Origin of the sequence: Pseudomonas orientalis, assembly GCF_002934065.1 — a bacterium.
GTDB classification, from domain to species: domain Bacteria; phylum Pseudomonadota; class Gammaproteobacteria; order Pseudomonadales; family Pseudomonadaceae; genus Aquipseudomonas; species Aquipseudomonas orientalis_A.
The window spans coordinates 4,728,181-4,752,504 of sequence record NZ_CP018049.1; the positions used below are offsets into that span (position 1 = coordinate 4,728,181).

19 protein-coding genes and 1 pseudogene are annotated in these 24,324 nt (G+C 60.4%); 11 read left to right on the forward strand and 9 right to left on the reverse strand.

Annotated elements, in window-relative coordinates; genetic code table 11:
- Positions 1 to 2: 2 nt before the first annotated feature.
- Positions 3 to 428, reverse strand: coding sequence for an HIT domain-containing protein (locus tag BOP93_RS21320; protein WP_104504558.1), 426 nt, complete (start codon positions 426 to 428; stop codon positions 3 to 5).
- Positions 429 to 1,166: 738 nt separating this feature from the next.
- Here BOP93_RS21320 and BOP93_RS21325 point away from each other — a divergent pair.
- Complete coding sequence (locus tag BOP93_RS21325; RefSeq protein ID WP_057723848.1) at positions 1,167 to 2,447, forward strand: OprD family porin; 1,281 nt, start codon at positions 1,167 to 1,169, stop codon at positions 2,445 to 2,447.
- 203 nt (positions 2,448 to 2,650) lie between these two features.
- Here BOP93_RS21325 and BOP93_RS21330 read toward each other — a convergent pair whose 3' ends face one another.
- Complete coding sequence (locus BOP93_RS21330; protein WP_065895083.1) at positions 2,651 to 3,493, reverse strand: mechanosensitive ion channel family protein; 843 nt, start codon at positions 3,491 to 3,493, stop codon at positions 2,651 to 2,653.
- Between the two features lie 137 nt (positions 3,494 to 3,630).
- Positions 3,631 to 4,116: a YajQ family cyclic di-GMP-binding protein gene (locus BOP93_RS21335; RefSeq protein ID WP_003193880.1), complete on the reverse strand. Its 486-nt coding sequence runs from the start codon at positions 4,114 to 4,116 to the stop codon at positions 3,631 to 3,633.
- A gap of 123 nt (positions 4,117 to 4,239) precedes the next feature.
- Between BOP93_RS21335 and BOP93_RS21340 the strand changes: the two genes are divergently transcribed.
- Genes BOP93_RS21340 through BOP93_RS21350 form a run of 3 tightly spaced genes read left to right on the forward strand, consistent with a single transcriptional unit; the run spans position 4,240 to position 7,820 of the window.
- On the forward strand, positions 4,240 to 5,157 hold the full coding sequence (locus BOP93_RS21340) for a putative 2-dehydropantoate 2-reductase (RefSeq protein ID WP_104504559.1): 918 nt from the start codon (positions 4,240 to 4,242) through the stop codon (positions 5,155 to 5,157).
- Between the two features lie 45 nt (positions 5,158 to 5,202).
- The gene (locus tag BOP93_RS21345) at positions 5,203 to 7,239 is read left to right on the forward strand and encodes a sensor histidine kinase (protein WP_104505343.1); all 2,037 of its coding nucleotides are present in this window, start codon (positions 5,203 to 5,205) and stop codon (positions 7,237 to 7,239) included.
- Positions 7,240 to 7,241: 2 nt separating this feature from the next.
- Positions 7,242 to 7,820, forward strand: coding sequence for a cob(I)yrinic acid a,c-diamide adenosyltransferase (locus BOP93_RS21350; RefSeq protein ID WP_104504560.1), 579 nt, complete (start codon positions 7,242 to 7,244; stop codon positions 7,818 to 7,820).
- Positions 7,821 to 7,938: 118 nt separating this feature from the next.
- Here the strand turns inward: BOP93_RS21350 and BOP93_RS21355 are convergent, their stop codons facing one another.
- From BOP93_RS21355 to secA, 3 genes are all read right to left on the reverse strand, one after another.
- Positions 7,939 to 8,883 (reverse strand): Nudix family hydrolase, encoded by a 945-nt coding sequence (locus BOP93_RS21355; protein ID WP_104505344.1) that lies wholly within the window; start codon positions 8,881 to 8,883, stop codon positions 7,939 to 7,941.
- A gap of 129 nt (positions 8,884 to 9,012) precedes the next feature.
- Complete coding sequence (argJ, locus tag BOP93_RS21360) at positions 9,013 to 10,230, reverse strand: bifunctional glutamate N-acetyltransferase/amino-acid acetyltransferase ArgJ (protein ID WP_104504561.1); 1,218 nt, start codon at positions 10,228 to 10,230, stop codon at positions 9,013 to 9,015.
- Between the two features lie 120 nt (positions 10,231 to 10,350).
- The gene (gene secA, locus BOP93_RS21365; protein WP_104504562.1) at positions 10,351 to 13,086 is read right to left on the reverse strand and encodes a preprotein translocase subunit SecA; all 2,736 of its coding nucleotides are present in this window, start codon (positions 13,084 to 13,086) and stop codon (positions 10,351 to 10,353) included.
- Between the two features lie 305 nt (positions 13,087 to 13,391).
- Here secA and BOP93_RS21370 point away from each other — a divergent pair, with 305 nt between their 5' ends.
- Positions 13,392 to 13,847, forward strand: coding sequence for a DUF721 domain-containing protein (locus BOP93_RS21370; protein WP_104504563.1), 456 nt, complete (start codon positions 13,392 to 13,394; stop codon positions 13,845 to 13,847).
- Between the two features lie 3 nt (positions 13,848 to 13,850).
- Here BOP93_RS21370 and BOP93_RS21375 read toward each other — a convergent pair whose 3' ends face one another.
- A complete protein-coding gene (locus BOP93_RS21375; protein WP_104504564.1) occupies positions 13,851 to 15,329 on the reverse strand; it encodes a helicase HerA-like domain-containing protein in 1,479 nt (492 codons plus the stop codon).
- Positions 15,330 to 15,533: 204 nt separating this feature from the next.
- Between BOP93_RS21375 and BOP93_RS28320 the strand changes: the two are divergent.
- From BOP93_RS28320 to BOP93_RS21400, 5 genes and pseudogenes are all read left to right on the forward strand, one after another.
- A pseudogene (locus tag BOP93_RS28320) lies at positions 15,534 to 16,565 on the forward strand (HAMP domain-containing protein); the annotation flags it as partial.
- A gap of 93 nt (positions 16,566 to 16,658) precedes the next feature.
- A complete protein-coding gene (locus tag BOP93_RS28325; RefSeq protein ID WP_370671690.1) occupies positions 16,659 to 17,423 on the forward strand; it encodes a methyl-accepting chemotaxis protein in 765 nt (254 codons plus the stop codon).
- 579 nt (positions 17,424 to 18,002) lie between these two features.
- The gene (locus tag BOP93_RS21390; protein ID WP_371914215.1) at positions 18,003 to 19,115 is read left to right on the forward strand and encodes a glycosyltransferase family 4 protein; all 1,113 of its coding nucleotides are present in this window, start codon (positions 18,003 to 18,005) and stop codon (positions 19,113 to 19,115) included.
- Positions 19,108 to 19,860, forward strand: a complete 753-nt coding sequence (locus BOP93_RS21395; RefSeq protein ID WP_104504566.1) for a DUF2334 domain-containing protein — start codon at positions 19,108 to 19,110, stop codon at positions 19,858 to 19,860. The genes BOP93_RS21390 and BOP93_RS21395 overlap by 8 nt, the downstream gene beginning before the upstream one ends.
- Positions 19,848 to 20,957, forward strand: coding sequence for a lysylphosphatidylglycerol synthase transmembrane domain-containing protein (locus tag BOP93_RS21400; protein ID WP_104504567.1), 1,110 nt, complete (start codon positions 19,848 to 19,850; stop codon positions 20,955 to 20,957). Before BOP93_RS21395 ends, BOP93_RS21400 begins: the two co-directional genes overlap by 13 nt.
- Before the next feature lie 116 nt (positions 20,958 to 21,073).
- Here BOP93_RS21400 and purU read toward each other — a convergent pair whose 3' ends face one another.
- A complete protein-coding gene (gene purU, locus BOP93_RS21405; protein WP_043050024.1) occupies positions 21,074 to 21,922 on the reverse strand; it encodes a formyltetrahydrofolate deformylase in 849 nt (282 codons plus the stop codon).
- A 345-nt stretch (positions 21,923 to 22,267) separates the two neighbouring features.
- Between purU and mvaT the strand changes: the two genes are divergently transcribed.
- Positions 22,268 to 22,642, forward strand: coding sequence for a histone-like nucleoid-structuring protein MvaT (gene mvaT, locus BOP93_RS21410; protein WP_003175830.1), 375 nt, complete (start codon positions 22,268 to 22,270; stop codon positions 22,640 to 22,642).
- A gap of 90 nt (positions 22,643 to 22,732) precedes the next feature.
- Here the strand turns inward: mvaT and sbcB are convergent, their stop codons facing one another.
- A complete protein-coding gene (gene sbcB, locus BOP93_RS21415) occupies positions 22,733 to 24,160 on the reverse strand; it encodes an exodeoxyribonuclease I (RefSeq protein WP_104504568.1) in 1,428 nt (475 codons plus the stop codon).
- Positions 24,161 to 24,324: the final 164 nt, after the last annotated feature.

Sequence of the window (24,324 nt, forward strand, 5' to 3'; positions counted from 1 at the left end):
GTTCAGTCCTGGGTAAAAATGAAGTCGGCTGGCAGTAATTCACGCAGTCGGCTGCGGATCGCCACCACTTGCTCCGGGCTGTAGGGACGGGCCGGATGCTTGCCCCACACCGGTGCGGGCCAGGCTGCATCATCGCGCTTGCGCACGATGACATGCACATGCAACTGGCTGACGACGTTGCCCAGCGCGCCGATGTTCATCTTGTCGGCGGCCAGACCATCGTTCAGCAGCTGTGCGAGGGCAGTGGTTTCCTGCCACAACCGCTGTTGTTCGGCGACATCCAGTTGAAACACTTCGCTGATAGCGTCGATGCGCGGAACCAGGATGAACCAGGGGTAATTCGAATCATTGGACAGCAGCAGGCGACAGAGCGGGAAGTCCCCGATGGCCAATGTGTCTTGTTGCAGGCGTTGATCTAAAGCGAACACGTGGACACTCCGTTCGGCAGTCAATTCAGGCGACCAGCATAACGCCGAATGCTTACGGCTTCACGGCGAATGCGAGGAAGCCTTGAGGCAAATGGATCGCCTGCACGCACTCTTTCGAGGCATTTGGACACTTGAACCACGCTAAGTCGGGCCCCTAGGGATGCACCAAAATGACCCAGCCGTGCCTCAAAGAGATCCAACCGCTACCCACTTGGAGGGTCAATCGGTAACGTTTTGCTCAGATGCAGGTTCTGTGGACCACCTAACGGGAGTAACACCCCCGCATCGAGCGAGAACCAATCGGTTTAAAAAGCCCGTGCCTATGCGGTTTTTACACGGCCGTAACGTTTTTCACGAAAAAATGACATTCGGTCAGCGCTTTGTGCACGCTTGTTGCATTCACCTCACTATCGTCGGCAACGGCACCTGGGTGAATGCCAGGGTTTCGCGATAGGTAACAGAGCGTTTCAATGTGTACCAAGGATAGATTTCAAACTTTCTGCAAGTCTGAAAAGAACATTGAAGTTGTCAGCCCGGTCACCGCCGGGCTGTGATTTGCGACACGGAGCTAGCAATTTACGACAGCCTCGTAAAGAAGCTGAAAGGATAGTTGGGTAAGTATCGTCAATAACGCCGGTGTGAGCTAACTTTGCGCCGACACAATAAAGAAAGAGCCGCCCAGATAAAAATACAGGTGGGACGGCAGTACTCTTCCTAAAACCAAAGGAGCAAATCACGATGCGCGTGATGAAGTGGAGCATGATCGCCCTGGCTGTTTCAGCAGGCACCTCGCAGTTCGCAATGGCGTCCGCCCAGGACGATTCCAAGGGCTTTGTTGAAGACAGCACGTTCAGCATCAATACTCGCGCTCTGTACTTCAGCCGCGACTTCCGTAACAACCCGTCGGGCCCAGGCTCCAAGAGCCGTGCCGAAGAAAGCGGCCTGGGCTTCAACGCCTTGTACGAATCGGGCTTCACCCAGGGCACCGTGGGTGTCGGTGTCGACGTGATCGGCCTGATGGGCCTCAAGCTCGACAGCGGCAAGGGCCGCGCCGGCACTGGTCTGTTCCCCACCGGTTCCGACGGTCGTTCCCAGGACGAGTACTCCAAAGGAGGCGGCGCGGTTAAGTTCCGCATCTCCAATACCGTGCTGAAAATCGGTGACCAGTACACCACAGCGCCTGTATTCGCCTCCGATGACAGCCGTCTGCTGCCTGAGCTGCCACAGGGCATCTCGATCACCAGCAACGAGATCAAGGGCCTGAAGCTCGAAGGCGGTCACTTCACTTCCAGCGTCGCGCAGAACCAGACTTACCATGACAGCCTGGGCCTGACCAAGACCGACTTCGTCGGCGGCGTCTATGCCTTCACTCCGGAAGTTACCGGTAGCCTGTACTACGCGAAGACTGAAGATTACTTCCGCAAGTATTACAGCAACCTGAACTGGACCCACGCCCTGAGCGATGACCAGTCGTTCGCGCTGGACTTCAACATCTACGACACCAAGAGCGATGGTGCCGGCCTGCAGCGCGCCGAAAAAGATGGCGTGACCAAGCTCGACAACCGCGCGTTCAGCTTGCAGGGTGCGTACACCATCGGCGCTCACACCTTTACCCTGGCGGCGCAGAAGGTTACCGGCGACGGCGACTACGGCTACGGCGTAGATGGCGGCGGCACCGTGTTCCTGGCCAACTCCATCGCCCGTTCCGACTTCAACGCCGAAGGCGAGAAGTCCTACCAGGCGCGTTACGACATCAACATGGCGACCTTCGGCATTCCCGGCCTGAGCTTCATGACCCGTTACGTCACCGGTAGCGGCGCCAACACGGCCACCACCAGCAACGGTAAAGAGTGGGAACGTGACATCGAAGCCAAGTACGTGATCCAGAGCGGCCCGGCTAAAAACCTCAGCCTGCGTCTGCGTCAAGCGACCTATCGTTCCGGTGATGGCGTTTACTACGGTTCGCCTTCGATCGACGAACTGCGTCTGATCGCGAACTACCCGCTGAACATCCTGTAATCGCGAAAGCCCTTACAACGATGACTTAAGGTTTCGACCTTGAATAAAAAGCCGCTCCCCTGTTTGCAAGGGAGCGGCTTTTTTATTGCAGTTATATGTCAACGGAAAAGTAACTAGCAAGCTAAGTAACTATATTCGCCCATGACATATAACCGTCGCGTTTAAGCTGACCTTTCGGCCAACTTAAACGCAACACGGCTTTATCACTTCACCGGGGCTTCCTGCATCACGCGAATAACGCGCTGCGGGAACGGAATATCAATGTCCGCCGCTTTCAAGCGGTCGCGCGCCAGTTCATTGAGCATGAACACAACATCCCAATAATCCGCAGTGTTGGTCCAGCAGCGCAGGGAAACGGTGATGGAACTGTCGCCCAGGGTCGATACCACTGCGACGGGCGCAGGGTCGGCCAGCACGCGCGGGTCCTTGGCCAGTTCCAGCAACACTTCACGGGCTTTCTGCAGGTCAGCCTCGTAGTCCACGCCCACATCGAACACGACCTTGCGGGTCGGCTGGCGGTTGGTGTTGGTGATGATGCCGTTGGACAGAATGCCGTTCGGCACGATCACGGTCTTGTTGTCGCCGGTACGCAGCACCGTGTGGAAAATCTGGATACTGTCGACGGTGCCCGAGGTGCCCTGGGCTTCGATCCAGTCACCGATACGGAACGGACGGAACAGCAGGATCAGCACGCCGCCGGCGAAGTTGGCCAGGCTGCCTTGCAGTGCCAGGCCGATAGCCAGGGTAGCCGCACCGATGGCGGCGACGAACGAGGTGGTTGCCACGCCGATCATCGACGCCACGCTGACGATCAGCATGACTTTCAGCGCAATGTTCGCAAGGCTGGTGATGAAGTGCTGCAGCGCCAGGTCGGCGTTACGCAGCGCCAGCAGGCGCCCTACGCGGTGGGTAAACACGTTGATCAGCCACCAACCGATGGCCAGGGTGATAACGGCCAGCAGCACCCGGCTGCCGTACTCCATGATCATCGGGATCCAGGACTGCGAGGTTTTGATCAAGTGATCCACTTCTGCGTTTAAATCCATGTAGCTTCTCCTGTCTTAGCGGATATGCGGCTTGATTGACTGCCTGAAAACGCAATTGAGCCCCGTAGGGCTCAATTGTAGGCGCCGATTCTGGGCCGTGGGACGTCAAAAACGCCCACTGGTTCCCCAAACTGCCATCAGTCGCGGAAGTTATTGAATTGCAGCGGCATGTCGAACGTCTTGGCGCGCAGGGCCGCGATGGCCTCTTGCAGGTCGTCGCGCTTCTTGCCGGTGACACGCACCTGCTCGCCCTGGATGGCCGCCTGGACTTTGAGCTTGGCGTCCTTGATGTGCGCGACGATCTTCTTCGCCAGTTCCTTGTCGATGCCTTCCTTGAGCACGGCTTCCTGCTTCATCAGCTTGCCGGAAGCATAGGCGTCCTTGACTTCAAGGCACTGCACGTCGATCTTGCGCTTGACCAGGGCCAGCTTGAGGATTTCGATCATCGCTTCCAGCTGGAAATCGGCTTCAGCGGTCAGGTTGACGGTCAGTTCCTTTTCCTTGAATTCGAAGCTGCCCTTGCCTTTCAAGTCATAGCGACGGTCCAGTTCCTTGACGGCGTTTTCGACGGCATTGGTGACTTCGTGTTTGTCCAGTTCGGATACCACGTCGAACGAAGGCATGTCATTTCTCCAATATAAGGGGCGGGCTCAGTAGAGATGGAGCGCGCCCGAGCTAAAATGCCGGGGCATTATAGCGGTTCTTTCGCCGCGTTCACCGCTGGCGACCCCAAGGAGCACACACTGATGGCGACCACCTGGCATATTCTCGGCGCCGGTAGCCTGGGCACCCTCTGGGCCACGCGTCTGGCGCGGGCGGGCGTGCCGGTTCGGTTGATCCTGCGCGATCAGGCGCGCCTGGCCAGCTATGCGTCGGGCGCGGGCCTGACCCTGGTTGAACAAGGCATCGCGCACACCTACCGGGTCACCGGCGAAACGCCCGACAGTCCCGAACCGATCCACCGCCTGCTGGTGGCGTGCAAAGCCTACGATGCCCAAAGCGCTGTCGCACAATTGCAACATCGCCTGGCGCCTGACGCGGAACTGATCCTGCTGCAAAACGGCCTCGGCAGCCAGGATGCCGTCGCCGCGCAGGTGCCGCAGGCGCGTTGCATCTTTGCCTCCAGCACCGAAGGCGCGTTCCGCGATGGCGAGTGGCGCGTGGTATTTGCCGGCCACGGCTACACCTGGCTGGGGGACGCGGCGCGCCCCACCGCGCCGCTGTGGCTGGAGGACTTGCAGGCCGCCGCCATTGCCCATGAATGGAGCACCGATATTCTCACGCGCCTGTGGCGCAAGCTGGCGCTCAATTGCGCGATCAACCCACTGACCGTGCTTTACCAGTGCCGCAACGGGGGACTCCAGGCCCATCAATGCGAAGTGGCCACCTTGTGCGCCGAATTGAGCGAACTGCTGGAGTGCTGCGGCCAGCCTGCGGCTGCGCAGGACTTGCTCAGCGAGGTGCAACGGGTGATCCAGGCTACCGCGACCAACTACTCGTCCATGTACCAGGACGTGGCCAACGCGCGGCGTACCGAAATCAGCTACTTATTGGGCTACGCCTGCGAGGCGGCGGCTCGTCATCAACGGGTGCTGCCGCATCTGCAGCAGGTGCAGGCGCGTTTGATCGAGCACTTGGTTGCACGCCGATTGCCCCACGACTGAGGCACGCGCTACCCTGCCTTATATCTATTGCCTGCGAAAAACCTGATGCCACTGCGCCAGCGTCTTGAAAACTTACCGGTAGGGCAGAAATTGCTGGCCGCCCTGCTGGTACTGCTGACCACCGTATTGCTGGTGGCCAACCTGACCTTTATCAGCGCCGCCTACTGGATCTCCCAGGAAAGCATGGCGCCCCAGGCGTTGCAGGCCATCGGTCGACTGGTGTCCAACCCGGCACTCGCCGCCGAGGCCCTTCAGTCCCCGGACAAGGCCGATGCCCTGCTCAATGAACTGACCAGCTATTCACCGTTGCGCGCCGCTGCCCTGTACGACGGCGAGGGCAATCGCCTGGCGCAGATGCAACACGGCGATCGCCTGCACCTGCCCGACAATTACCGGCATGTCGAAGCCTGGCGACTCACCGAGTTTCGCAGCAACCAGATCATCACCCTGCCCCGCCCCGGCCAGCCTTCGGGGCATCTGTTGCTGGTGGCCAGCAGTGAGCTACCGGTGGCGTTCTATACCGGCACCCTGACCGCGAGCCTGGGCATCCTGATTTTCAGCGTCTTGCTGTGGCTGGTGATTGCCCGGCAGATCAAACGCTTGATCACCCGCCCCATCCATGAGCTTGAAGAACTGTCGCGCCAGGTGACGCGCGAAGAGAACTACGCCCTGCGCGCAGGCCCCGGCAACCATGACGAAATCGGCAGCCTGGCGGAAGCGTTCAATACCATGCTGTCGCGCATCGAGGCCCGTGAACAACAGCTCAAACGTGCGCGGGATGATTCCCAGGCCGCCTACGACCAGGCCCAGGGCCTGGCCGAGGAAACCCGCCATACCAACCGCAAGCTGGAACTGGAAGTCCAGGTGCGCAGCAAAATCGAGAAAAAACTCACCGGTTTTCAGAATTACCTCAACAGCATCATCGACTCAATGCCTTCAGCGCTGATTGCCCTGGACGAACAGCTCTACGTCACCCAGTGGAATCAGGAAGCCACTGCGCTTTCCGGCACGCGCCTGGATGAAGCCCTCAATCAGCCGATCTTCCTCGCGTTCCAACCGCTCAAGCCGTACCTGCCGCAAATCAAGGCCACGGTGGAACAGCATACTGTCGAGCGGATCGAGCGGGTCACCTGGGTCAAGGACGACGAGCCAAAGCACTACGCCCTGACGTTCTACCCGCTGATGGGCGGTGCCGGGCGTGGCGTGGTGATCCGCATCGACGACATCACCCAGCGCCTGTCCCTGGAAGAAATGATGGTGCAATCGGAAAAAATGCTCTCGGTCGGTGGCCTGGCGGCCGGCATGGCCCATGAAATCAACAACCCGCTGGGCGCGATCCTGCACAACGTGCAAAACATCCGGCGGCGCCTGTCACCCGACCTGCCCAGGAACCTGGAACACGCCGAACAGGCAGGTATCGAACTGGAAACCGTCAACCGTTACCTGCGAGCGCGCGAAGTCCCGCAATTACTTGACGGCATTCAACAGGCGGGCGCGCGTGCAGCGAAAATCGTCACGCACATGCTCAGCTTCAGCCGCCGCAGCAACCGGCAAATGGCCCCCTGCGACTTGCCGGCCCTGATCGACCAGGCCGTGGAGATCGCCGGTAACGATTTCGACCTGGCCATCGGCTTTGACTTCAAGGGCCAGGCAATCATCCGCCAGTTCGATCCGCAACTGGGCCCGGTGCCGGGCACGGCCAACGAACTGGAGCAAGTGCTGCTCAACCTGCTGAAAAATGCCGCCCAGGCGATTCACCTGCGTGAAGACGACAGCGAACCGGGGCGCATCATCCTGCGCACCCGCCTCAACCCGCCCTGGGCCGAGATCCAGGTGGAAGACAATGGCATCGGCATGAGCGAAAACGTGCGCAAACGCACCTTCGAGCCGTTCTTCACCACCAAGGAAATAGGCCAGGGCACCGGGCTTGGGTTGTCGGTGTCGTATTTCATCATTACCAATAACCACAAGGGCCAGATGGAAGTGCACTCGACCCTCGGCCAAGGCACGTGTTTCACCTTGCGTCTGCCGCTGGCCGGCAGCCAATTATCCCCTGCTGAACTCACCCGACTGGAGCAATGACCATGGGCTTTCGCCTGTCAAAGATCTACACCCGCACCGGCGACCAAGGCGAAACCGGCCTCGGCGACGGTCGCCGCGTGCCCAAGGATCACCCCAGGGTCGAGGCCATCGGCGAGGTGGATACGCTGAACAGTCAGTTGGGGTTGCTGTTGGCCAATCTGGAGGAACAGAGCGGCAAGCACCCCGAATTGAATGATGTCATCGAAGTGCTCACACCTTGCCAGCACCGATTGTTCGACCTCGGCGGCGAGTTGGCGATGCCGGTGTACAAAGCGTTGACGGCAGCGGAAGTGGATCGGCTGGAAGCGGCAATCGATCGCTGGAACGAAGAGGTGGGGCCGTTGGAGAATTTCATCCTCCCCGGTGGTTCAGCGCTGATCGCCCAGGCCCATGTGTGCCGCAGCCTGGCGCGCAGTGCCGAACGCCGCTGTCAGCATTTGAATGCGGTGGAGCCGTTGGAGGGTGTGGGGTTGGCGTATATCAATCGGTTGTCGGATTTGCTGTTTGTGGCGGCCAGGGTAATAGCCAGGCGCCAGGGGGTTGCCGAGGTGTTGTGGCAGGCGGCGGCCAAGCCAAACTGATGTTTCACGGGTGACTGACAGGGCCTCATCGAGGGCAAGCCCCCTCCCACACTTGATTTGTGAACACCTTCAAAATGTGGGAGGGGGCTTGCCCCCGATAGCGCCCGTCAAAGCAAAATCAATCCCCGGGCCAAAACGCCCGAATCCCAGCCACACCCTGAGCCCCAGTCTCCCAAGCCTGCTCCCGCTGCGCAGGCCCAACTCCGCCCAGCAGAAACACCGGTTTGCTGAACCCACGGATCAGCTCGGCCGCCTGCTCCCAACCCAGCGGCTGGGCCTCGGGATGGGTTTGCGTCGGCTGAACCGGTGACAGCGTGACGAAATCCACGTCCATCAATTCCGCCAGCGCCAGCTCCTCAGCATTGTGGCAAGAAGCCGCCAGCCAACGATCCTCAGGCAGCGGACGGCCCTTGCTCGCATATTTGCGCAATTGCGCCGAGGTCATGTGCCAGCCGGCTGCGGGGAAATCCCCCAGCCATTCGAACGGCCCCTTGATCATCAATTGCGCCTTGCCGGCACACAGGCCCACCGCATCCACTGCCAGGTCACGGTATTTGGGGTCGTAGCCGTTGGGTGCGCGCAGTTGAACCAGCTTGATGCCACCCGCGATAGCCTTCTGGATGCCACGCAGCAGCGTCGGGGTTTCCAGCTCGCCAGGGGTGATCAGGTATTCGGCGGGCAAGCGCGCAGCAGCGACAATCGGTGTATTCGCCGCCGGGAACGCATAGTTGACCAGGTCCCGTGGCACCACCCATTCCAACGGCTGCCCTTCAGCGCCGTGGGGTTCGCCGGTGAAGGCCGAGACCTCCCAGACATCCAGCAGCACCTGTTTGTCCGGGTAGTCATGTTGCACCTGGATCAACGGCCGCGCGGTGGTGACCTGGATACCCAGCTCTTCCTGCAATTCGCGGGACAAGGCCGTGGGGACCGACTCATCCGCCTCCACCTTGCCGCCGGGAAATTCCCAGAGGCCGCCTTGATGTTGAGTATCGGCGCGGCGTGCCAGCAGGATCCTGCCATCGACACCGCGGATCACCGCTGCTGCTACATGCACTCGTTTCACCGCCACTGCTTCCTCTCGTTATAACCCTTGTAGGAGCGAGCTTGCTCGCGAAGAACGTCAACGATAACGCGTACACCCTGGATGAACGCAATGGCGTTGAGTTTTTCGCGAGCAAGCTCGCTCCCACCTTCAGGTGCGATATTCCGCGTTGATCTTCACGTATTCGTGGGACAGGTCCGTGGTCCAGATGGTTTCGCTGCACTCGCCGCGACCCAGCTCGATGCGGATGGTGATTTCTTCCTGCTGCATCACTGCCGAGCCCTGGGCTTCGGTGTAGGTTTCGGCGCGGGCGCCACGGCTGGCAATGCACACGTCGCCAAGGAACACGTCGATCTTGCTCACGTCCAGGTCAGGTACACCGGCGCGACCAACGGCTGCGAGGATGCGGCCCCAGTTCGGGTCGGAAGCGAACAATGCGGTCTTAATCAGCGGCGAGTGCGCCACGGTGTAGCCCACATCCAGGCATTCCTGGTGGTTGCCGCCGCCGTTGACTTCAACCGTCACAAATTTGGTAGCGCCCTCACCGTCACGCACGATGGCCTGGGCCACGTCCATGCACACTTCAAACACCGCCTGCTTCAACGCCGCGAACAGCGGGCCTTCGGTGGAGGTGATTTCCGGCAGGTTGGCCTGGCCGGTGGCGATCAGCATGCAGCAGTCGTTGGTGGAGGTGTCACCGTCGATGGTAATGCGGTTGAACGACTTGTTGGCGCCGTCCAGCATCAGGCGCTGCAGCACATCGCGGGAGACTTTGGCGTCAGTGGCGATATAACCGAGCATGGTGGCCATGTTCGGGCGGATCATGCCGGCGCCCTTGCTGATACCGGTCACGGTGACGGTGACGCCATCGTGCACGAACTGACGGCTCGCGCCCTTGGGCAAGGTGTCGGTGGTCATGATGCCGGTGGCCGCAGCCGCCCAGTTATCCACAGACAGGTCATCCAGCGCGGCTTGCAGGGCGCCTTCGATTTTCTCCACCGGCAAGGGCTCACCGATCACGCCGGTGGAATACGGCAGCACCTGGCTGGCGTCTACGCCGGTCAACTGAGCCAGCTTGGCGCAGATGCGCGCAGCGGCGACCAGGCCAGGCTCGCCGGTACCGGCGTTGGCATTCCCCGTGTTGGTCAACAGGTAACGAATCGACCCGGCCACACGCTGCTTGGCCAGGATCACCGGCGCAGCGCAAAAGGCGTTGAGGGTGAACACACCGGCGACGGTCGAGCCTTCGGCACAGCGCATCACCACCACATCCTTGCGCCCCGGACGCTTGATACCGGCCGAAGCGATACCGAGTTCAAAACCGGCAACCGGGTGCAATGTGGGCAAAGGACCAAGACCAACAGCCATGTATGCGCTCCTTGAGAGAGAGGATGTGTATGCCGTCACTGTCGACGGGAATTAATGGCAAAACGCCGCGACGGCTGATGCCGGTCGCGGCGCAGGATGTTGCAGCGTCAGGCGAAAATCTTATTCGATCTGGCCGTGGCAGTGTTTGTATTTCTTGCCCGAACCGCAGAAGCACAGCTCGTTGCGGCCCAATTTCTGATCATTGCGTACCGGGGTTTGAGCCAGGGCCACATCGACCTCTTCGCCCAACACCTCAGGCGCTTCCAGGCCAGGCGCTTCGTCATGCTGGAACTGCATGCGCGCAGCCAGTGCCTCGGCTTCCTGACGCAGACGTGCTTCTTCCTCGATCGGGTCTTCGCGACGCACCTGAACGTGGGACAGCACGCGAATCGAATCGCGCTTGATCGAATCCAGCAGCTCGGAGAACAACGTGAACGACTCGCGCTTGTACTCCTGCTTCGGGTTCTTCTGGGCGTAGCCACGCAAATGGATACCGTGGCGCAAGTGGTCCATGGTCGACAGGTGGTCTTTCCACAGGTCGTCCAGCACGCGCAGGACAATTTGCTTCTCGAAGGTGCGCAGTGCTTCGGCACTCGCCTGCTCTTCTTTCTCGTTGTACGCGGCCAGCAGCTCGGTCATCAGCTTCTCGCGCAGCGTCTCTTCGTACAGGTGATCGTCTTCGTCCAGCCATTGCTGAACCGGCAGGTCGACGCCGAAGTCGCTTTTCAACGCGGCTTCCAGGCCGGCCACATCCCACTGCTCAGGCAGCGACTGCGGCGGGATATGTGCGCTGACGGTCGCGTTGAGCACGTCCTGGCGGAAGTCAGCGATGGTTTCGCCAATGTTGTCGGCGGCCAGCAACGTGTTACGCATGTGATAGATCACTTTACGTTGTTCGTTGTTGACGTCATCGAACTCGAGCAGTTGCTTGCGAATGTCGAAGTTGCGCCCTTCGACCTTGCGCTGAGCCTTCTCGATGGCGTTGGTCACCATGCGGTGTTCGATCGCTTCCCCGGACTGCATGCCCAGGGCCTTCATGAAGTTCTTCACCCGATCCGAGGCGAAGATACGCATCAGGCTGTCTTCCAGGGACAGGTAGAAACGGCTGGAACCGGCATCGCCCTGGCGACCGGCACGACCACGCAACTGGTTGTCGATACGGCGCGATTCGTGACGCTCGGACGCGATCACCTGCAAACCGCCGGACTCCAGCACGGCCTGGTGGCGTTTCTGCCAGTCAGCCTTGATCTGAGCGATTTGCTCGGGGGTCGGGTTGTCGAGGGAGGCCACTTCCACTTCCCAATTACCGCCCAACAGGATGTCGGTACCACGACCGGCCATGTTGGTGGCGATGGTCAGCGCGCCGGGACGACCGGCCTGGGCAATGATCTCGGCTTCCTTTTCATGGAACTTGGCGTTAAGCACCTTGTGCTCGATGCCTTCCTTGTTGAGCAGGTTGGACACGTGCTCGGACGTCTCGATGGTCGCGGTACCCACCAGGATCGGACGGCCCTTGGCCATGCCGTCCTTGATGTCGTTGACGATCGCCGCGTATTTCTCTTCGGCGGTCAGGAACACCAGGTCGTTATAGTCTTTACGCGCCAGCGGCTTGTTCGGCGGGATGACCACCACCGACAGACCATAGATCTGGTGGAATTCGAACGCTTCGGTGTCGGCCGTACCGGTCATGCCGGACAGTTTGTTGTACAGACGGAAGTAGTTCTGGAAGGTGGTGGATGCCAACGTCTGGCTCTCGGCCTGGATGTTGAGCATTTCCTTGGCTTCGATGGCCTGATGCAGGCCTTCGGACAGACGACGACCGGGCATGGTACGACCGGTGTGTTCGTCGACCAGAACGACCTGGCCGTCCTGCACGATGTATTCGACGTTGCGATGGAACAGCTTGTGCGCGCGCAGGCCGGCATACACGTGGGTCAGCAGGCCCAGGTTATGCGCCGAGTACAGGCTCTCGCCCTCGGCCAGCAGGCCGATCTGGGTCAGCATGTCTTCGACGAACTGGTGACCGGCTTCGTTGAGTTCGACCTGACGGGTCTTCTCGTCAATGGTGAAGTGACCTTCTTTGGTCACCACGCCTTCGACTTCCTCGATGTGCTGCTCCAGGCGCGGGATCAACTTGTTGATCTCGGTGTACAGGCGCGAGCTGTCTTCGGCCTGGCCGGAGATGATCAGCGGGGTACGGGCTTCGTCGATGAGGATGGAGTCGACTTCGTCGATCACGGCAAAGTTGAGTTCGCGCTGGAATTTTTCTTCCATGCTGAACGCCATGTTGTCGCGCAGGTAGTCGAAACCGAATTCGTTGTTGGTGCCGTAGGTGATGTCGGCGGCGTAGGCGGCGCGCTTCTCTTCCGGCGGCTGGAACGGCGTTACCACGCCGACGGTCAGGCCGAGGAATTCATACAGCGGGCGCATCCAGTTGGCGTCGCGGCGAGCCAGGTAGTCGTTCACCGTCACAACGTGCACGCCCTTGCCGGACAATGCGTTGAGGTAAACGCCCAGGGTTGCCACCAGGGTCTTGCCTTCACCGGTACGCATTTCGGCAATCATGCCTTCATGCAAGGTCATGCCGCCGATCAACTGGACGTCGAAGTGGCGCATGCCCATGACGCGCTTACCGGCTTCACGGGCGACCGCAAAGGCTTCGGGAAGCAGCTTGTCGAGGGTTTCACCTTTGGCTATGCGGGCCTTGAACTCTTGGGTCTTGGCGCGCAATTGCTCGTCCGACAGGGCAACCATCTGCTCTTCGAAGGCATTGACCAGCTGCACCGTCTTGAGCATGCGTTTGACTTCGCGCTCATTCTTGCTTCCAAAAAGTTTCTTTAACAAAGGCGCAAACATATCGGCAGGTTCTTCCACACATAGGGATGGAGGGCGCACCGTCAGTGGCCCGAGCAGCCCTCACGGCCGCATGCGAACGCGCATTCTACCCGGAATCGTGGGTGAGGAAAGTGGCGTTGTTCCCGGATGCGGGCACGGCGCTGTGAGAGGGCCTGTTTAAAATAAGGGCTTTTGCTGGAACTTCAACCCATCAAGCGCAGAAGTTACTTATTGATTTCACGGGAAAAGCCCTGCCGATGCATGGCTTCGGGGCCCACACGCGCTTTCTGATAAGATGCTGGCTCTGTTACCTAAGGTGTCTATACATGGCATTTCGCCCTCTTCCAGCCCGCGCTCCCGGCGTGTTGCTTCGCGAAGCCAAGCCGTTGAAAGCCATCTTTGGCCACGCGAAACGGCTGGGGCATTTACAACGCCTGCTCGAAAGCCAGCTGCAACCGGCCGCGCGCGAACACTGTCATGTGGCGTCCTGGCGTGAAGGCAATCTGCTATTAATTGTCACTGACGGCCATTGGGCGACCCGTTTGCGTTACCAGCAAAAACGCCTGCAGCGACAATTGATGGTGTTCGATGAGTTTGCCGGCCTGGTGCGTATCCAGTTCAAGGTCCAGCCGCCCACCGTGCTGCGCAGCACGGCGGGGCATACGATGGACCTGTCGGAAAATGCCGCCGAAACCCTCCAGGCCACGGCTGAAGGGATCAACGATCCGGGTCTGCGCGCGGCACTGCAACGGCTGGCCGCCCATGCCAGGCCCAAATCCTGAGCCTCACTTGCGCTTGCTGCCGCCCAGCAACGAGCCCAGCAAGCCGCGCACCAACTGCCGCCCCATCTGATTGGCGGCCTGCTGCATGGCGGATTTCAGCGCCTTGCCTGCCGTGGTTCCCAGGAACGCACCGGCCTTGTCGGTGAAGCTGGGCTCTTGCGTCGCAGGCTTGGTCTCATCGGTCGGCCCCAAGTCCTTGCGCGCCATCAGCACCTCGTAGGCCGATTCGCGGTCAATCGGCTTGTCGTAACGGCCCTGCAGCGGCGAACTGGCGATCAATGCCGCCCGTTCGGCCTCGGTCAGCGGTCCGATCCGCGACTGTGGCGGCGCGACCAGCACGCGCTGGACCATCTCCGGCGTGCCCTTTTCCTGCAAGGTGCCCACCAGCGCTTCCCCGGTGCCCAACTCGGTCAGCACCGCCAGGGCATCGAAGGCCGGGTTAGGCCGGAAACCGTCCGCCACCGCCCGCAGGGATTTTTGTTCCTTGGTGGTGAATGCCCGCAGGCCATGCTGAATACGCAGGCCCAGTTGCGCCAGCACCGTGTCAGGCAAGTCGCCCGGCGACTGCGTGACGAAGTACACGCCCACCCCTTTGGAGCGAATCAACCGCACCACTTGCTCCAGACGGTCCTGCAACGCCTTGGGGGTGTCGGCGAACAATAGGTGCGCTTCATCGAAAAACAGCGCCAACAGCGGCTTTTCCGCGTCGCCGCGCTCGGGCAGTTGCTCGAACAATTCCGCCAGCAGCCACAACAGGAAGGTCGCGTAGACCTTCGGCGCGTCATGCACCAGGCGGCTGGCGTCCAGCAAATGGATACGGCCGCGCCCGTCGCCGGCGGGCTGCAAAATATCTTCGAGCTGCAGGGCCGGCTCGCCGAACAGCGCCTCGGCGCCCTGCTGCTCCAGCACCGCGAGGCGCCGCAACAACGCCTGGCTGGAACCGGTGGTCATCAGCGCCGCGTCGTCGCCCAACAGTTCAGGGTGATAACGCAGGTGGTTGAGCAAGGCCTTGAGGTCTTTGAGGTCCAGCAGCAAAAGGCCTTCACGGTCGGCCACCTTGAATGTCGCGTACAGCGCCGACTGCTGGCTGTCGGTGAGTTCCAGCAGGCTGCCGAGCAATAACGGGCCCATTTCACTGATGGTGGTGCGCAACGGATGACCCGACTGGCCGTGGACATCCCACAGCGTGACCGGATAAGCCTTCGGCGCGTAATCAAGGAAGGGCATCCCGGCGATGCGCTCGGCGACTTTGCCCTGGGGATTGGCCGCAGCGCCCAGGCCGCACAGGTCGCCCTTGATGTCGGCGGCGAATACCGCCACCCCTGCGTCACTGAACGCTTCCGCCAGGCGCTGCAAGGTGACGGTCTTGCCGGTGCCGGTGGCACCGGCAATCAGCCCGTGACGGTTGGCCAGGCGCATGGGCTGGGCGATGGGCTGGCCGTCTGGACCGGCACCGATAAGCAGTTGTGTGGAGTCAGGCATTTCGTCACCTATGGTTAATCTTTAGTGCCGCAAGGTCGATATAGACGGATGTAAGCCCGACAAAGACTAGAAAACGGTCAGATAATTCCGACATGGACCAACGGATCTCTCACCAGAAATATCACACTTTTTTAACGCTGCCATTTTGCGCCTCCTCTAGAGGGCGCGCACCGGATATCAAGACCTTAGCGGACCCTACAAGCCATGAATAAAAACCTGCGCTTCAGCCATAAAATTTTGCTTGCAGCCTCCCTTATCGTCATCGCCGCCTTTGCGTTGTTTACCCTCTATAACGACTACCTGCAGCGCAATGCGATTCGTGACGACCTCAATAGCTACCTGCATGAAATGGGCGACGTCACCGCCGGCAGCATTCAGACCTGGCTCACCGGCCGCATCGCCCTGGTTGAAAACGCTGCGCAGAATATCGCCCTAAATCCCGAGCCTTCCGTGGTTGCCGGCCTGCTGGAACAGAAAGCCCTGACATCGTCGTTCATGGCGACCTACGTCGGCGACAGCCAGGGCACGTTCACCATCCGCCCGGACACCAAGATGCCCGACGGTTTCGACCCGCGTGTTCGCCCTTGGTACAAGGGCGCTCAGGCCAGCAACGGCTCGACCCTGACCGAGCCTTATATCGACGCGGCCACGGGGCAGCTGATTATTTCCATCGCCACACCGAGCGCCAAGGCCGGCCAGAGCATCGGCGTGGTGGGCGGCGACCTGAGCCTGCAAACCCTGGTGGACAACATTGGCGCGCTGGACTTGGGCGGCATGGGCTACGCGTTCCTGGTCAGTGCCGACGGCAAAGTGCTGGTGCACCCGGATAAGGCGCTGGTGATGAAAACCCTGTCGGACGTTTACCCCAAGGACACGCCGAAGATCAGCGCTGATTTCAGCGAAGTGCAGGCCAATGGCAAGACCAATATCGTCACGTTTACCCCGATCAAGGGCCTGCCGTCGGTAAACTGGTACCTGGGCATTTCGGTGGATAAAGCCAAATCCTTCGCCATGCTCACTGAATTCCGCACCTCGGCGGTCATCGCCACCCTCATCGCCGTGGTGATCATCATCGCGTTGCTGGGCATGCTGATCCGCGTGTTGTTGCAACCGCTGCACGTGATGACCCGCGCCATGCAGGACATTGCCGACGGCGAAGGCGACCTGACCCGGCGCCTGACCATCCAGAACAACGACGAGTTCGGCACCCTGGGCACCGCGTTCAACCGTTTCGTGGAGCGCATCCACACCTCGATCCGCGAAGTGTCATCGGCCACCGAGCAGGTCAATGAAGTGGCACTGCGGGTGGTCAGCGCGTCCAACTCGTCGATGGTCAATTCAGACGAGCAGGCCAACCGCACCAACAGCGTTGCCGCTGCGATCAATCAACTGGGCGCTGCCGCCCAGGAAATCGCGCGTAACGCGGCGCAGGCCTCCAGCCAGGCCAGTGATGCGCGGCATTTGGCCGAAGACGGTCAGCAGGTGGTAGAGCGCAATATCAAGGCCATGACCCAGCTGTCGAGCATGATCAGCGCCTCCAGCAGCAATATCGAGGCGCTGAACAGCAAGACGGTGAACATTGGCCAGATCCTTGAAGTGATCACCAGTATTTCCCAGCAAACCAACTTGCTCGCACTCAACGCCGCCATCGAAGCCGCGCGTGCCGGAGAAGCCGGTCGCGGCTTCGCGGTGGTGGCCGATGAAGTGCGCAACCTGGCGCATCGCACCCAGGAATCGGCGCAACAGGTACAGAAGATGATCGAGGAACTGCAAGTCGGCGCCCGCGACTCGGTGAGCACCATGAGTGAAAGTCAGCGCCACAGCCAGGACAGCGTGGAAATCGCCAACCTGGCCGGCGAGCGCTTGAACAGCGTGACTCAGCGCATTGGCGAGATCGACGGCATGAACCAGTCCGTGGCCACCGCTACCGAGGAGCAGACCTCGGTGGTGGAATCGATCAATATGGACATCACCGAGATCAACACCCTCAACCAGGAAGGCGTGGAAAACCTGCAATCGACCCTGCGCGCCTGCACGGACCTGGAGCAACAGGCGTCGCGCCTGAAGCAATTGGTGGGCAGCTTCCGCATCTGATACACATAGGGGCTTGGCGGTACTCGGCAAACATGTGGGAGCGGCTTGCCCAGGATGAGCATAGGTGTCTACACAACTCTGTAGCGCCCAAACGTAACCACGATGCGAAGCGAGCCGCTCTTGATCTTGATCTGTTTTTGATCTTAGGCGCCCCGTTAAACCACGCTGGCCGAACGCAGGCTTGAATCCGTGGGTAACCCGGCAGGACGCCGGGTTAGCCGCACTGGGCCATGGATGGCCCATTGCGGCGGCCCACGGATTCAAGCCTGCGTTCGGGCACACCGAGCCCAAGCGAGGTGCCGAGTGGTGGGGCAAGAGCGTTTTGCTTACTTTTGCGCTTTTCAAAAGTGAGCCGCCGTAAGGGCGGAACCCTAAGCAGCCGTTACCGCAGAAACGGATATGTACTCGGTCTGATCCAGCATCCTGGTCGGTCCTGAGGCCGCCATCGGGGGCAAGCCCCCTCCCACATTTGCCAGCCTTTCAAGCTCGAACACGCAGCACGACCCCAATCCCGATCGAACATCTATCCTTACCTCAGGTCCACGTTAAGGAGAGCAATGGATCGGAGGGATGTTCATCGTGCATATCGCTGACATAACCATGTTCTACGCCCCGGCCAGCGGTGGCGTACGCACTTATCTGGACGCCAAGCACCGGCGCCTGGCGCTCAAGCCCGGCATTCGCCACAGCCTGTTGGTGCCGGGCGCCCATTTGAGCGAGCGCGATGGTATTTTCCAGGTGCCGGCGCCGCCGCTGCCCTTCGGCAAAGGCTACCGCTTCCCCCTGCGCCTGGCGCCATGGCGAAATGTCCTGCACGATTTGCAGCCTGACCTGATCGAAGTCGGCGATCCCTACCTGACCGCCTGGGCCGCCCTGGACGCCCGGCGCCAGCTGGATGTGCCCGTCATCGGTTTTTATCACTCCGACCTCCCCCTGCTGGTGCGTAACCGCATGGGCGCCTGGTTTACCCCCAACGTCGAAGCTTATGTCAGCAAACTCTATGGGAATTTTGATCGGGTACTGGCGCCCAGCCAGGTAATGGCCGACAAACTCATTGGGCTTGGGGTAAAAAACGTCTTCGTGCAACCCTTGGGCGTCGACCTGCAAACCTTCACGCCACAGGTACGCGACCCCGGCCTGCGCGCCGAACTGGGGATCGATGAAGACACCCGGCTGCTGATTTTCGCCGGGCGTGGCTCCAAGGAAAAAAACCTGCCGGTGCTGCTCAACTGCATGAAGCGCCTGGGCGAGGGTTATCACCTATTGCTGGTGGGTTCCGGCATGCCGGCCCATGTGCCGGACAATGTCACCGTAGTCGATGGCTTCCGCCCGGCGGATCATGTTGCGCGCTTGATGGCCAGCGCCGATGCGTTGCTGCATGGCGGTGACCAGGAAACCTTCGGCCTGGTCATTCTGGAAGCCATGGCCTGCGGCATTCCGGTGGTCGCCGTGGCGGCGGGAGCCTTTACCGAGATTGTCGACGAGCGCTGCGGCCTGCTCTGCGCGCCCAACAACCCCAAGGCGATGGCCGATGCGGTACGCGAACTGTTTGGCGCCGACAGCCGCCGTCTCGGGGAACAGGCGCGGCGCCATGTCGAACAGCATTACGCATGGGATGCGGTGGTGGACAGTCTGTTGGGGCACTACCACGCCGTGCTCGGCACACAAAAGCCGATGCTCGCCCATGGTTGAACGTTCAGTCATGCTGGTGCTGCACGACGTGGCGCCGAGCACCTGGGCTGATTACCGGCCCTTTGTCGAAGCCGTCGATGCCATCGGCAATGTCCCTGTCACCTGGCTGGTGGTTCCGGACTTTCATCATCACAACGCCCTGGCCACCCATGCCGACTTCCGGCGCCTGCTCGACCATCGCGTGGCCAGGGGCGATGAACTCACCTTGCACGGGTATTACCACTGCGACGACCAACCCCGGCCGCGTACACCCCGGGAATGGTTCATGCGGCGCATCTATACCCATGAGGGCGAGTTCTACCAGTTGTCCGAAGCCGAAGCGTTGCAGCGCCTGACCGACGGCATTGAGGTATTCCAGCGCAATGACTGGCCCCTGCAAGGGTTTGTCGCACCCGCCTGGCTGATGAGCCAGGGCACCCGGTTGGCGTTGCGCCAGTTACCGCTGAGCTACACCAGCGACCCGCAGCACCTGTATCGCCTGCCCGACTTCACGCCCATCCACGCCCCGGGCCTGGTGTGGAGCGCGCGCAGTGCATGGCGCCGAGGCTTGTCCAAGGTCCTGAGTGATCGACGCGAGCAGCGCTGGCAGACCGCATCGGTGATCAGATTAGGCTTGCACCCCGTCGATATGCGTCACGAATTTTCCCGTCAGTATTGGCTGCAAACCCTGAAGCGCCTGCTTGACAATGGGCGCACGCCACAAACCAAGTCCGCGTGGCTGTCGACGCTGCCATGCGCCGGCTGATCTGGCTGGGACTGGCGCTGCTGGTCGCGCTGGTGATCCCGGTGTGGCTGGGTGGCGGCGAAACCGTTGCGCGCCTGCGCCAGTTTCCCCTGCCCCTGTTACTGGGAATGTTTGCGATGATCATCGGCTGCTGGCTGATCAACAGCCTGCGCATCCGCTTGTTGCTTGGCCGGCAGCGCAGTCGGTTGGGATGGCGCAAAAGCCTGGGCGTAGTGATATCGACCGAATTCGCCATGTGCGCGACCCCTGGCGGCAGCGGCGGGCCACTCACGCTGATGGGCCTGCTGGCACGCAATGGCATACGGCCAGCCCATGGCAGCGCGGTGTTCGCCATGGACCAGTTGAGTGACTTGCTGTTCTTTTTCTGCGCACTGGTGGGCATCGTGCTGTATGCGCTGTTCCATAGCCTCAACCCGCGCCTGGAATGGCTGCTGGGGCTCAGCGCCGTGTCGATGGTCGGTGGCGTCGTCGGCGGCTTGTTGGTGGTGCGCTTTCATCGCCGCCTGATTCGCCTGGCAGGACGGGCACTCAAGGCCATGAAGGTGAGCGTTGGCACCCGCCGGCGCTGGGCCCGCCGGTTGCTGCGCTTCCTCGCGGCCTTCACCCAAACGCTGAAATTGCCCCGGCGCACCCTGCTCGGGGTCTTTGCGCTGACCAGCCTGCATTGGCTATTACGCTACAGCGTGTTGTACCTGGCGCTGCGCGGCCTGGGTGGGCAGGTGCAGTGGGCCTTGAGCTTCTTGATCCAGATGCTGTCATTGACCGCCGGGCAGTTCAGCCTGCTGCCAGGCGGGGCCGGGGCGGCGGAGTTGACGTCGGCGGCACTGCTTGCGCCGATGGTGGGCAACTCCACGGCGGCGGCAGCCATTCTGATCTGGCGGGCGGTCACCTACTACTTCTATCTGTTGGCCGGTGCGCCCGTGTTTCTGTTGATGGTGGGCAAACCGCTGCTCAAGCGTCTTTTTCGGGGGCAGCGGGCGGCTTCTCACCCTCCTGCAACTGCTCCCACAACCGGGCGGCGCCGGGAAAGTCAGTACCATCCTCAGCACCCAGCGCATCCGGGTCGTAGCGACTCAGACAGCCCTCGCCCAGGGTAGCGGGTGGCCTGGAAGTCGCCTTGTCGAGTGGGTCGGTCATGGCCGCCTCCTGAAAATAAAAAGGGCCCGGAGAGTTTTACTCCCGGGCCCCTGTTTGTTCAATCCAACTGTGTGGATCAGAACACCACGGTCTTGTTGCCGTGCACCAACACGCGATCTTCCAGGTGATAACGCAAGCCACGGGCCAGCACCATCTTTTCGACGTCGCGACCGAAACGCACCATGTCTTCGATGCTGTCGCTGTGGCTGACGCGCACCACGTCCTGCTCGATGATCGGACCAGCGTCCAGCTCCTCGGTGACATAGTGACAGGTCGCGCCGATCAGCTTCACGCCGCGCAGTGACGCCTGGTGATAAGGTTTGGCACCCACGAACGACGGCAGGAAGCTGTGGTGAATGTTGATCACCTTGCCCGCGTATTCGCGGCACAGTTCCGGCGGCAGGATCTGCATGTAGCGCGCCAGCACCACCACATCGGCATCGTGCTGCTTGACCAGGCGCGACACTTCAGCGAACGCCGGCTCCTTGTCCTGCGGGTTGACCGGCACGTGGTAATACGGGATGCCATGCCATTCGACCATGCTGCGCAGGTCGTCATGGTTGGAGATCACACACGCGATCTCGCAATCGAGCTCATCGCTGTGCCAGCGGTGCAGCAGGTCCGCCAGGCAGTGGGATTCACGGCTGGCCATCAGCACGACGCGTTTCTTCTGCTCGGTGTCGGTGATGTGCCAGGTCATCGAAAACTCTTCGGCGATCGGCGCAAACGCCTCACGGAAGGCTTGCAGACCAAAAGGCAAGGTATCGGCACGAATTTCGTGACGCATGAAAAACCAACCGCTGAGATCATCCGAGTGATGGCTCGCCTCGGTGATCCAACCGTTATGAGAAGCCAGAAAGTTACTGACCTTGGCAACGATGCCAACCCGGTCCGGGCAAGCAATCACCAGCCGAAAAGTGCGCATTAGGGGGAAACTCCAGAACTTCGCAAAGGCCGCCATTCTAGCGATTGCGCAGAAAAACTGCAGTACTCCTTGTGCCTTATTCTGATCCCTGGCGCTGGCAACACCCCTTAACAGCGTAAGGTTTTACCACCGTTATATGGCCTTACACAGGCAAGCTCGGCAATTAGCAGAATTAAGCTGATTGTTTTTAGCCGCGTACCCGATAATTAACTCGACTTCACACCGCGGCGAAAAACTTCAATCTAATTCACGTAAATAGCTGCTTAAATGTTTACTTGATGAAATTGCCTGACTATTATTAGGCCACTCACCCTGTCAATCAGCGTTCTACATAAGGTAGTCCACATGTCTCTGATCAACGAATACCGTGCCACCGAAGAAGCTATCAAAGAGCTGCAAGCCCGTTTGAAGAACCTGTCGCAAGACGACAAGCTGAAAACCGAGCTGGAATTCGAAGGCAAACTGCGCACCCTGATGGGCGAATACTCCAAATCCCTGCGTGACATCATTGCGCTGCTGGATCCGGAATCGAAAGTTAAAGCACCGCGTGGCGCTGTGAAAACTACCGGCACCAAACGTGCCCGCAAGGTCAAGCAGTACAAAAACCCGCACAACGGTGAAGTGATTGAAACCAAAGGCGGCAATCACAAGACACTGAAAGAGTGGAAAGCCAAGTGGGGCGGTGACGTGGTAGAAGGTTGGGCTACCCTGCTGGGCTAAGCCTGGTCGGATCTGCACCCGATACGCGACACATTGAAAACGCCAGCTCGCTGGCGTTTTTTATTGTCTGAATGTTTTGCAGTTGCTCGGCTACAGATTCAGGCGGGCCGCTAAAGAGTCAGCATAGTCTTGCCATTCATCCAGTACCTGGCACTGAAACGCTGTCGCACTGTTTTTCAATTCCTGATGGGCCAGCTTAAATGCCGCCAGGGTATTGGGTGCGCCCCATACCGGGTCTGACAACCGTTGCTGACAGAAAAGTCTCCAGCGCTCTTGCTCCTCATTGTTCAAGGTTTCAGGAAAGTTACGCGCGCGATAGCGGAATAATAATTCAGGCAATCGATGATCATCGAACGGCCATTGCTGGCGTCCCAGTTGTACCGGCTCTGCCATGCGAACTTGTTCACATAAGCGCCGATCACGGTCGCCGATAAAACCCTCATAGAGCTGCTGCTCTGGATCGGCATTCGGCGCATATTCCTCCTCGGCGTAAACGCTCGCCAACTTGTCACGCCAAACTTCCTGTGCGTCAGTTAGTCGCAGCGCCCGTGCCTGGTAAACCTCCATATCCAATTGCAGCCGCTCGCGATCTTGCGCGCGCAGCACTTTCAAGGGCGCGACGACCGGACAGCGGTTGATGTGCAGCAACTTCAGAGGCACCGGCAGCTCACCCTGCGACAGCTCATCGCGCCGCGTATAGAGGCGCTCGCGCAACGTTTGGGCATCCAGTTCGAGCAGGGCCTGCGGGTCGAGCCCCAAGTCGCACACAATCAATGCATTGCGATTGCGCGGATGCCAGGCCAACGGCAAGACCACCCCCAGATAATGTCGCTCGGCGCTGAAGCGTCCGGAAATATGCACCAGCGGCTGCAACAGGCGCACCTGGTCCATCACCCGTTGCTTGCTCCGCAACTGGAACAGCCACTCATACAGCTTGGGTTGTTTTTCACGCACCAATCGCGCCAGGGCGATGGTCGCGCGCACGTCAGACAACGCATCGTGGGCCTGGCCGTGGTCGATGCCGTTGGCTTGCGTCAGGCGTTCGAGCTTGAGCGTCACGCGCCCGTCCTGCTCGGGCCACACAATCCCCTCCGGCCGCAGGGCATAGGCGGTACGCATCACATCGATCAAGTCCCAGCGGCTGTTACCGCCCTGCCACTCGCGTGCGTAAGGGTCGAAAAAGTTGCGATAGAGACTGTAGCGCGTCATTTCATCGTCAAAGCGCAGGGTGTTATAACCCGCGCCGCAGGTGCCGGGGGCCGCGAGTTCGGCGTGCACCCGGGTCATGAAGTCCGCTTCGGCAAGGCCTTTGTGCGCCAGGACCTGCGGCGTGATACCGGTGATCGCACACGCTGCCGGATGGGGCAGGATATCGTCGCTGGGCCGGCAATACAGATTGATCGGCGGGCCGACCTCGTTGAGCTCGAGGTCGGTACGAATGCCGGCTACCTGCAGCGGGCGATCGCTGCGCGGGTTGATTCCGGTGGTTTCATAGTCGTACCAGAAAATGGAGGTCACGGGCTGTTCCTGTGCTGAAGACCGGCAAAGTCTAGGCGCTGCAAGGGGCCAGGGGCCAGCGATACCTTACTGGACAAATATCCAGCAAAATCTTGAAGGGTTGCTTCCCGCCTCGACACTGCTAGCATCCGTGTCTCTCAGTCGCTTCGCACTGCCAAGGAACG